The sequence below is a fragment of the Clostridium sp. YIM B02500 genome, assembly GCF_022324665.1.
Classification (GTDB): domain Bacteria; phylum Bacillota; class Clostridia; order Clostridiales; family Clostridiaceae; genus Clostridium; species Clostridium beijerinckii.
On the sequence record NZ_JAKGTE010000001.1, the window covers coordinates 58,596 to 70,137 of the forward strand.

Genomic DNA, 11,542 nt, shown 5'->3' on the forward strand with positions numbered 1-11,542 from the left:
TGGTCTATAAATTTAAACAAAAAAAAATATAAATATCTATAAAGTAAGATTACTAGTTATCCCACAGAATAGATATTTATATATTTCTTATTTTTCCATGATTCATTTATTAAATGTTATTACTATCAAAGAATGTCATCAAATAACATATTTCATCATCTGAAACACTAATTGAATACTTTGTATTTATAGGTGCACATGCATTTTTCACAATTTTATATAAATTTAAATTATTTTTTATATAATCCTTTTTCCCTTCAAATTCTAAGGTAATTTTACCTTCCTTATATCTATCTATTACACACGCCATATGAAGTGTTATTCCAATTAGAATATTAATCTTTATATTAACCTTTAATTCTTCAGTAACAGTTCTATTGAATTTCTTTATACTCTTTAGTACCATTATTCCATCAACATTTTTTAAATCACGCTCTAAAGTTTCCTCCATTTTTATATATGTTTCTTCTGCATCAATAAGGTTTTGTATATCCTTAGCACAATCTCCATCTATAATATCATCTAGCGAAAACTGCGGACTATTTACATCTAATTCAAAAGGTCCGACAAAACAAATAATTTCGTATTTATTCCTTAATTTTTCTATTCTTTCATATACATTTTCTTTGCCTATAAAATTTATAGGCACAATTTCTATTACATTTTTATCAAAAGTTAGATTTCGTTCCAATATTCCCTTAATAGTCTTAGCTCCACCTTCACCAGTTGTACACACTGTTACTATTGCTAATCTTTTATCTTTCTCGTTTTCCTTATAATCTATGTCTGCAACATTATCATCATATAAACTATTAACATCTAGTGTTTCTCTATATATTTCGTCCAAAGAATATCCCATCATAGATTTTCTTGTTGCTTCTAATGCATGCAAAGTGCTAACTAATGGTATGGTTCTAGTTTTTATATTAAATATGTTTTCTACTTCTTTTCCAAAAGTCGTAAGTGATCCCATATCTACTAAAAATAATATATCCGATTTAATTTTTTGTTCTCTAATATATTCTATAGTTTTCTCTAATATCTTCTCAGGCTTTTCTTCTATGGGTGCATTAATACCCTCAGTATTTTCTGTTCCAAGCAGACTATTAACTGCCTCAGCCATTGATGTCGCAGTACTAATACCGTGGGCAATTATTATTATCTTCACATCATTTTGTATATATCTTAAGTTTCTATAATTATAACTTAAGAACATAGCTATAAATCCGGCTTCATCAATTGGCATACTTATATCAATTGATCTCTCTATCATCTTCAAAGCATCTAAAGCCACACTAAATTCTTTTTTATTTTCTTCTCTAATACTACTTAATTTAGGATTAACAATTTTTTTATTTCTCCTTATTCTATCTATTGAATTACTAATATGAACTGCTAACCCATAACTTATTTTTTTGTCTAGCTTTATTCCCAGTTCTTCTTCGCAGAATAAAATAATCTCCTCTATTATATCCATAACATCTTTCTCTACGATGTTTTTTATATTGGTCATATCAACTTTAGTACTAAAATCGTTAATATATTTTTTTAAAATAATCTTCAATATCTTTTTCTATTTCTTCCTCTAGATGTTCTCCTTTTATTCCCTTTGCTTTAAGTTCATTTGTCCTTAAATCTAACATCTCATAGATATTGCTATCATTAGTACCTTCTTCAAATATCTCCCTATCTTCATCCTTATCAAATATTAGATATCTCTTATTTATATCAATCAATTTGTTCCATAACTGTCTATGTTCTATCTCTTTATATAAACCTTCCCTTATATATAGCGGTAAATCTATACTATTTATCTTTATTACATCTTTTCTATTCGACAGAAAATCAGCATATGCTTTAGCACAAGCTAATTGTATATCAGATCTTAACTGCCCTACATTGTTCTCACAATTATATGATAAAAAAGCTTTTATCGAGTTTACTGACACCTTAATACTTTTCCCAAGTCTTCCTGACTCTTCAATCATAAATTGTTTTATTAGATTGAATCGTTCTTCCATTCCTCTATTCTTTAATGATGGTATTGTTATAACCATAGGAATTCTTCGAGTAAATGTTTTCAGCAATGTAGTATTTGGATCCTCTGTAGTAGCCGTTATTATAAGAACACTTGCATTTCTTTCACTTTCTGTTTCTCCAAGCCTTCTATATACCCCTCTATCCATAAATGTAAAGAACATCTCCTGCCCTTCTGCAGGCAATCTATGAACCTCATCAAGAAATAAAATTCCTCCATTAGCTTTCTCTAGCAAACCGACCTTGTCAAAATCCGCCCCTGTATAAGCACCTTTTTTTACTCCGAATAATTGCCCAAGTAATAACTGAGGATTATTTGCATAATCTGCACAATTAAATGTTATAAAAGGACTATCTTTAGATTTCACATTCATTTCAATGGCATATTTATAGATTAGTCCTGCAAAAGTCGATTTACCAACTCCTGTTTCCCCAAGTAATAATATATTCATTCCATTTGGTGGATACAATATTGCGGCTTTTGCTTGCTCTACTGCTGAATATAGACTAGGGTTAACTTCCGAAAACTTATTTATGACTGATAAATTTGAGGTAACGTTTTCCTCGTCTATTGCAATAAATAGTGTCGGCTTTCCCTTTATCTTTACTGCCTTCCCATCACTTACTAATTTATTTAAATCATTACTTACATTTGCTCTGCTAAGGTTTAACTCATCCGCAATTTCTAATGCAGAAATTCCATTTGGAAACAAATCTTTTATTTCTCTTAACTTTGCAAGAATTAATTCAATTCTTCTCATCTCATTAATCCCCCCCATTAACTTAAAATATTTTTGCATATACTACTTAACTTAAAATATATAAAGCGAGACTCTATACATAGTAATATAATAACATACTATTTATTAGTCTCGCCTACTTTATTAATGACAATAATAATATTTGTTTTTAATAGTCCAATTACAAATTATCTTATTGCTTTTTTACTTTCTTGTAAATACCTACCTCAAGCAATTAAATTAAGCTCATACATTTACATAAAATGAACATAATTTGATTAGCGTTTATCTTCACTCTCCTACTAATCCGCTTTCCCTCATCCTATTAACAAATTTTTCTGACTTCTTATTCATCTTTTCTTTTAAAAATACAGCAATAATTATTGAGAGGAAAAAATATATAGATAAAATTCCAATATTGTAATATAAGGAACTCCAGATAATTCCACCCACTGCCTCTCTCATTCCTCCTATGGCATATGTAAAAGGAAGCATTGGACTTATATTTTGAAAAAACTTAGGCGTAAGCTGTATTGGGAAAGTTCCTCCTGATGCTGAAACTTGAAGCACCATTATAATTAAAGCTAAAGCTTTACCCACATTCCCAAATACTGATACCAAAGTGTATATAATCATTATGAAAATTATACTTACATACATAGAAAATATTAAAAGTATTACTGGACTTACAGAATAAGTTTTAATAAAAAATAAATTTCCTAAGACAATAATAATGGCTTGGAGTAATGAAAGGGTTGCAAGAGTTAAGAACCTGCCAAAAAACATTTTTGTAGTTCCTAAATTCTTGACATCATCCAGCGCTTCCACATGGACAGACAGTATAGAAAGTAATGTAAATCCACCTACCCATATAGCAAGAGTACTGTAAAATGGAGCCATAGCTGATCCATAATTAGGTATAGGAAATACCCTATTTTGAACTGGCTCAATTGGATTTGCCAGAAAATCACTTACATCCTTTGTATTTTTCTGTAGAAGACCTGTGAGTTCGTTGAATTTTTCATCATTACTCAAACTTTTAAATTTTTCAACATTACTGTGGATAGTCTCCTCAGTTTTTGGAAATTTATCTTTAATATTTTTAATCTGTTCTGCCCCTAAATCAGTACCAATATTAGCATCTTTTAACAGACTATTTATTAAAGGTATATTATTTTTTGCACTTTCTAAAAGTGTTAATGAGTTGTTTGCCATATTTGTTGTATTGTTCACAAGACTATTTATTGCTGGCGAAATAGCGCTGTCAAAATTATTTATTGAATCATCAATAAGTTGTGATGTTTTATCTATCCCTTGTACTAGAGATTCTACTGCATCGGAAGAAATTTTATTACCATTACTTAATGTAGTTATCAAAGCATCTAAATTTAATTTATTTTGAACTAATTGATCCCTAATATTTTGCATTTTATTTATAGAATTAGATATTGCACTACTATGTAAAATATTATTTACAGACTGAAGTATATTTATATCATTATTAACAGCAGATAGTGCATTATTCATTTTAGTTGAAGCTAATCTTAGAATATCCTGCTGCCCCTTAGCATCTGTATCAACGGAATTATTAATACCGTTAAGTGCATCTCTTGTTGCAGTAGAATTAGCCTTTACTGTAGCTAAATCTGTTCTAACATACGGAGATATATTTTTTATTGTGTCATTAACCTTAATAAAAAAGTCATTACTGGATTGAACAGCATTTTGAGCGTTGTTAAGCGAATTTGTTATATTAGGTATATTCCCTTGAATATTTTGTATAAAGTTATTTAGATCTACTGCCCCATTATAAGCATTATTTATGCCTTCACCAATTTGAGGTAGGTTATTATCTATGTCATTTATAATATTCATAAGTTCTTCTAGCTGAGGCTTAATTTTCTCAAGTTCAATACCATAAGCATTCATATAATTAAGCACAGTACTGCTTACTTCTTCAGTAACAGAACTAGTTATTTCATTTTGTAAACTGGTTAATCCGCTTTTTGTAATTTTAGGTGCTATAGCATTAATTTTTTCGTTAACAGAATAAATAAGTTTAACTTTTTTAGGTTCCCCATTTGCTGCAACTGAGAGAAGATTACTTGAAAAATCTTCAGGTATAGTTATACTAGCATAATACTTGCCATATTTTACTCCACTTTCTGCTTCATCCTCATTAACAAAAGTCCATCCAATGCTTTCATTACCTTTTAGCTTATCTATTACCTCTCTACCTATATTAATGTCTAGGTTTTGAAATTGAGAGCCTTCATCATTATTTACTACTGCTACTAAAAGTCCTTTGGTGTTTCCATATGGATCCCAAGAAGCTATTATATTAATCCATGCATATAAAGCAGGTACGAAAAGTAACCCTACTATTATAATCATGAGAGGAATATTAGTTGTTATTTTTCTTATATCCCTTTTGTAAATTTTAAATATTGTACTCATAACTTTTGCATACCTTCCTTCTTGAACTTAATGTTAAGGCACAATTAAACAATACAAGTATAACAATGCTAAGTTTATGTTCTCCATTAAAGTATTAAATAATTCAAAAGCACTTTTATGATTTTACTACGACAACTCAGCAATAGATTCTAATCAAAAATAATACTGATGAGAACTATCCCATCAGTATTATCTTATTATTCGTATAATTAATTTTCTTCAAAAATGCAATAATTATTTTTACCTTTACTTTTTGCTAAGTAGACTGCTTTATCCGCATTTGTAAAAAGTTCCTTAAAACTCTTACCATGCTCTGGATATTTTGCTATTCCTATGCTTCCAGAAACTTTTTGACTTAAAACTTCATCGGTATTATTACTCCTAAAACCATTCATTAGATCTTTTGCTTTTTCAATTAATAACTCTTCCGATGTAATATTTTTAAGGAATATCACAAATTCATCTCCACCTATTCGTCCTACAATAGAATCTTCTTTGAATATCTCTGAAAACATTAGTGAAATGTCAGTTAAAACAAAATCTCCTGCTAGATGACCTAAATTATCATTTACAGCTTTAAAATTATCAAGATCTACAACAAATAGCGCTCCACTATCGCCTTTCTTAGCACTTTTCATATATTCTTCAATCATATTTTGTACTGTTCCTTTATTATATAAGCTAGTTAAACTATCTCTTTGTGCTTTAAATAAAAGTTTTTCATTCTCTCTCTTTTCTTCATCAATATCAATAATTATCCCTATGGCCTTAAATATATCTCCATTTTCATCAAACATGGCAGTTATTCTTATTTTGCACCAAATATATTCATTAGTATTTTTCTTTATTCTAATTTCAGCTTCTTTATATGTATCCCCATATATAATACCATTAAGCAATTTTCCAAAATTCTTTATATCATCATTATAAATATAATCTGTTTTATATATGATCTCACTAACATTGTTTACAACTGATTTATAGCTAAACTTATTTTCCCAATTTCCAGAAAAATAAACAGTATCTTTTGGGATATTCCATTCAAAAATTGCGTCTTCTGTTTGAGACATAATTATACGATAGCGCTCCTCACTCATTCTAAGCTCTTCTTGAGTTATTTTGGATTCAGTTATATTTATTACTACGCTGTAGCTAAATAATTTACCATAGCTATTTTCTACTATTTGACCGTTATCTAATAACCATACATTGACTCCATCACTCCTTTTAACCCTGTATTCTACAGTGTACTTACCATATTTACTTATTTGTTCTCTTATCTCCCTCATTACTCTTTCTCTATCAGCCTCGCAAATTAATTCAATTAATTTTTTACGCCTTTGATTTTCAGTAAATTCATCTTCTTTGTAACCTAAAATGCTTAGACACCCACTACTTACAAAATCTAAAATATATTCTCCATTTTCTATTTTGCACGTATATACTCCGCCTGGTATATTGGATGTTAGAGATTGTAGCCTTCTATTTTTTTCTTCTATATGCTTTTTATTCTTTTCTATAGTATCCATCAGCCCATTAAATGCTGTTGCTATTTCTCCAAATTCATCCTCCTTGTTATATATAAATCGATCATCCATATTACCTTGTTTTATTTTTCTAATTACCTCCAATAATTTATATATAGGCTTAGAGAAATAATTAACTATAAATAAATATGATACTGTTATTAATAGTGAAATAATTATAAAAAATGCCACGGTATTCTTTATAGTTCTCTCAGTTGGCGTCTTAAATTCTGATAATTCAATTGCACTTAATACTATCCAGCCAGTATTACTAATCCTTGAATAATATCCTATCTTTTCAGTGTTATTAATTTTATATTCGATTATTCCATTAGGTGTACTATCAAAATCTATCTTTTCCCACTGCTCGTACAAATTATTAGGAACATTTATCTTTTTTATATTTTCTTTTATATTATTGCTAGTTCCAGCTGCAACAGCGCCATTTTGGTCCATTATTAGTATTCTTCCAGTATCAAAAAAGCTAACATCGTTTACAAGTTCTTCAAAATAATTCATATTTATTATATTAGCTATAAAACCTTGGTATTTGCCTTCTAAAAATATTGGGCTTGCAATTACCGCACTTTTAGCTCCATTATTAAAATCTTCTCTTTCTATAATGTTTGTTACAACAACTTCGTTTTGCTTAAGCTTCTCCACTTCATTATTAGAAATCATAACCTTTTTATTTATGAAATCACTATCACCACATGCAATAATTAGACCCTCTTTGCCAACAAGTATCTCTCTGCTTAAAAAAAACTCTCCTTGTTTTCTGCCAGCTAAGATTTCATTTAGAACTTGTATATCATGACTTTTAGCTTCTATATCTTCCTTATTATTTAACGCAGTTAATAATTCCTTGACCGCTGGTATATTGGTATCGTTATTAAGATTGCTAATATTTTCATCAAAAAAAGCTTTTAAATGTATAGATTGATCCTTGGAAAATGTTTCAACATTCTGCTTAGTTAATTCTAAATTTCTAGAATTAAAATTTGAAATACATATACTTGTCGAAATAATTGCAGGAATTATTCCCCATAATATAGAGAACACTATAAACTTTCTTCTAATATTCATCTTTCACCTCATTAATATATCATTAATAGACAAATTATATATTAATTTTATCAGATTTTATAATTATTTTATATATATTATATTAATTATTATGTTTTTTTGTAGTTATAACCAATTTAATATCAATATTGCATTCTTCTTTATCATTTAATAATTATTTCGAAAAGTTCTATATCTGAATTTTACAACTTAAACTAGTGTTCTGTAACAAAAAAAGAATACACAACTCATATTGGATGATTAGAGATCTTGGTTTTAATAAACCTTAAGCACAATAAAAGTTTATGTGCCTTATTCCTAACCACTCAGTATGAGTTGTGCATTTTATATATTTAAACTTTAAAATATATTATTGTCTTTTATTCTATGATTAAATCGCTATTATTCATTTTTTCCTTAGCACAAATATATAGTCATTAGTCTCTAATATATTTATTAATTGTAGCTGCTCCTTCTTCATTTGCATGATAATAAACTCTTAAGTTGCCTGATTCATCCATATCAAACCTTGTTTCTTCTAAAAGTCCATTAGCTTCCGCCGTCATTAGTGCTGAAATTACGGCATCTCTTTTAAGGGCTTTAAATTTACCATACTCACCTTTTAAAGCTTCAATAACGTCTTCTGCACAAGCTTCAGGAACTTTCGTAAAGTATTTTAAAATAGCATAATTAAGTGGTTTCATACTATCTTACCTCCTTTTTTCTGAATAAATCAAGCGGATTCATTGCAATTACTAATATGCCAACTATCATTAGTACTGCTGCTCCCCAAGCGATTGGAGGTAGAGACCACCCATCTATTCCAAAGATTACACCAAGTAATATCCAGCAGCAAAATGGTCCCCAGAATGAATATGTACCATTACAAGCCATACCAAGTGCAGCACCACACATACTATTTCCTTTATACCATGTCATAAATGAAATAAATGCACAAAGGCCACTTGCAGCAAACCAAATCATAGCAGAACCACTTGTAAATGCTTGAGCCACAAGTCCTGCTGAAATATTAACTCCACCTGCTATCATCCCTAAAATAGGAATGAATATAATTAAATTTGAAAGACCTGCTGTTGCCTGACGAATGGTAATACCTATCTCTGAATCAATCATAGATGTACCATAGCCAGCTACACAACCTTCAAAACCCCATCCAAGAGCCGCGATGAAAGCAATGCAAATACCTAATAGCATACCTTTTGGTGCATCCCCTGTAATACCTGTACTTCCGATCATAAAACTTGCACAAACGCAAATAGCAATACCCAATATCATACGTTTATTTAATTCCTGCTTGAATAAAATTCTGCCTAAAATAGCGCCAATAGCTGGACAAAGAGCAGTAATAGGAATAACTATTGAGCCTGCCATCTGAAGCCCAATAACATAAGCTGTACTAGCAATAGGTCCTCCTATAAGAGCTGCTAACATCATTACACGACCTGGAGTAGTATTAATACATCTTAAGAAATCCCCAAACTTACCTTTAATAATTGCATAAATCACCGCCCATACAGCGCTGCAAACATCATTTACTGCACTTCCAAGTGCCCCCAATAAATACGTAATAACAAAAGCTGATAAACCAGCTGAATTTACTCCTGTCCAATCTCCCCAAACTCCTTTAGTCATACCCAAAGTTAGAAATGCTGAGTAGAATCCATACATGAGACCTGAAAATAAAGCTATTGTAATACCCTTTTTAAAAAATTGTGCCGATAATTTCCTTTTTGCAATAACCGCAGCTTCATTAACTGTGGTATTTTTTATAATATTTTGCATCAAAAATCTCCCCCTTAAATATAACTTCTTATTCGTATAATTTTAGCGTTTTCTACCTTATAATAATCTTCTTAAACTAAATTATTTCTTATACTATATAATAAACAAAATGAATATATATTAAACTTATTTAAGCCTTAATTTTAAGTTCATTTTGTGAACAAAATTATATTATCATTGTTCATCGTTCAAATCAATATGTTCACACAAAAAATATTATAAATTCTCATAAAAAGATTCAAACTGATTTATTCTCATTCATATTTAAGGGATCAATGAAAAATCATGCCTTTGAAAGCGCTATATCTTTAACATTTTACATGTCAATCCCCAACAGCACTCATAAACGCATGATTCTAACTTAAGAGTTATATAATAAATAATATCCCCTTTATACCTTATTCAATTCTTAATTATCTTTTAAGCTTGAATTTCAAAAGTAATTTGTCTGTCAGCTCAAAAAACACCTGATCTTTAGTGAATATAAGAATTCCAGCATATATTAAGCCACATGCAAAAACCTCCACTACGCATCCAAAAAGTATGTTATGTATAACAAGCTTTATTCCAAACGTTATAGGAATGAATATTAAAGAATAATAGAAATACTTTATATTCTCGTAAGCGAACAAATGTATATCTAATTTTATAACTTTCTTAACCAGCCTATATTCTAAACCTATTACAATAAGATTTGCTAAAAGAGTTGTACTTATAGCAGTAACCATATTAAATGTTCCTGTTAGAAATAATGTTGTATTAAAAATTAAATTAAGTATTCCTCCAATTAATACTAACATTGCATCATACTTTTCTTTTCCGTGAAGATATATTATTTGATTCGCTATTACCCCTTCCACTCCAACACTTAACATATGGATTGAAAATATAACCATAACCGGAACTGCTGCTAAAAATTCTGGTCCTCCAAAGATATATATAGCCTCTTTAGAAAGGCACAAAAGACCTATAGATGCTGGAAATAAAATCAGAAAATATATCTTTATAACCCTTTTTAGTAAGACCAAATACTCACCTTTAGATTCATTTCCCAAGTAGTTAGAGAGCCTTGGCATAGTAACTTGAATAACTGTTAATAGTAGTGTACTTACTATAGTAGTTACTCTCTGGGCCATATAATAATAGCCAACATCAGTAGTTCCTCCAATACTGTCTTTTAGCATAATTTTATCAAGCTGAGTATATAAAACTCCTGTATTAGATAGAATTACAACGTAAAACATAGGTTTTAAATGTCTAAAAAATTCAAGATTAGAAAAATCAAACCTTACTTTTCTTTTTACATATACAAAACTTATTATATTATTTATAAAATTAAATCCTATAACTAAATATAAATAAAACAAATAATCTTCTTGTTTTCTAACAAATAGCAAAATCAATGCAGAATATACTATTCTAACTATCATTGTTTTAATAGCAATGAAATCATAATTTTCTAATGCTTCATTAACCCATTCCACATAAAAAAGATTAAATACCAAATTAAATCCCATAACTATACATGTATAAAAATACGGTTCATTTTTATAAAAAATAGCTACAAATATCATGTATGCAGCTGAAGCTAGGATATTAGTAACACTTGCAAAAAGAAACAAGCTCGTAAACGTTTGTCTAAGTTTAGCCTTGTCATCACGAACTTTACTTATTTCTCTTAGTCCATACTGGTAAATTCCAAAGCTTGCGAATATTAAAAAATATGCAGTTAGAGAATCTCCATATCCCATATAACCGTACAATTCTTTACCAACTGATCTGGTAACTAATGGAATTACCAAAATCGGTAATATTATGTTAAATAAGTTAAGCATTGCTTTGAATATCGCATTTTTTGAAATAGATTTAGCCATTTGTTTGCCCTCCATATATGTATTCTAATCAATAATGCAC

7 protein-coding genes are annotated in these 11,542 nt (G+C 29.3%); all 7 read right to left on the minus strand.

Going from position 1 to position 11,542, the window contains the following annotated elements:
- Positions 1–109: 109 nt before the first annotated feature.
- Positions 110–1,564 carry a PRD domain-containing protein gene (locus L1S46_RS00215; RefSeq protein WP_238898757.1) on the minus strand — a complete coding sequence of 485 codons (1,455 nt, stop codon included), beginning with the start codon at positions 1,562–1,564 and terminating at the stop codon, positions 110–112.
- Positions 1,536–2,798: a sigma-54-dependent transcriptional regulator gene (locus L1S46_RS00220; protein WP_238898759.1), complete on the minus strand. Its 1,263-nt coding sequence runs from the start codon at positions 2,796–2,798 to the stop codon at positions 1,536–1,538. The genes L1S46_RS00215 and L1S46_RS00220 overlap by 29 nt, the downstream gene beginning before the upstream one ends.
- A gap of 270 nt (positions 2,799–3,068) precedes the next feature.
- Complete coding sequence (locus tag L1S46_RS00225) at positions 3,069–5,234, minus strand: YhgE/Pip domain-containing protein (protein ID WP_238898761.1); 2,166 nt, start codon at positions 5,232–5,234, stop codon at positions 3,069–3,071.
- Between the two features lie 209 nt (positions 5,235–5,443).
- Positions 5,444–7,846, minus strand: a complete 2,403-nt coding sequence (locus L1S46_RS00230; protein WP_238858774.1) for a diguanylate cyclase — start codon at positions 7,844–7,846, stop codon at positions 5,444–5,446.
- A gap of 416 nt (positions 7,847–8,262) precedes the next feature.
- A complete protein-coding gene (locus tag L1S46_RS00235; RefSeq protein ID WP_238858773.1) occupies positions 8,263–8,529 on the minus strand; it encodes a hypothetical protein in 267 nt (88 codons plus the stop codon).
- A 1-nt stretch (position 8,530) separates the two neighbouring features.
- Entirely contained in the window at positions 8,531–9,628 is a 1,098-nt protein-coding gene (locus tag L1S46_RS00240; protein WP_012060844.1) for a membrane protein, read from the minus strand.
- Between the two features lie 413 nt (positions 9,629–10,041).
- Positions 10,042–11,502: an oligosaccharide flippase family protein gene (locus L1S46_RS00245; RefSeq protein ID WP_238858772.1), complete on the minus strand. Its 1,461-nt coding sequence runs from the start codon at positions 11,500–11,502 to the stop codon at positions 10,042–10,044.
- Positions 11,503–11,542: the final 40 nt, after the last annotated feature.

Excerpts from the sequence above, each read along its gene's own strand:
- L1S46_RS00220 (WP_238898759.1), bottom strand. The coding sequence starts at position 2,798 with ATGAGAAGAATTGAATTAATTCTTGCAAAGTTAAGAGAAATAAAAGAT.
- L1S46_RS00225 (WP_238898761.1), bottom strand. The coding sequence starts at position 5,234 with ATGAGTACAATATTTAAAATTTACAAAAGGGATATAAGAAAAATAACA.
- L1S46_RS00230 (WP_238858774.1), bottom strand. The coding sequence starts at position 7,846 with ATGAATATTAGAAGAAAGTTTATAGTGTTCTCTATATTATGGGGAATA.
- L1S46_RS00235 (WP_238858773.1), bottom strand. The coding sequence starts at position 8,529 with ATGAAACCACTTAATTATGCTATTTTAAAATACTTTACGAAAGTTCCT.
- L1S46_RS00240 (WP_012060844.1), bottom strand. The coding sequence starts at position 9,628 with ATGCAAAATATTATAAAAAATACCACAGTTAATGAAGCTGCGGTTATT.
- L1S46_RS00245 (WP_238858772.1), bottom strand. The coding sequence starts at position 11,502 with ATGGCTAAATCTATTTCAAAAAATGCGATATTCAAAGCAATGCTTAAC.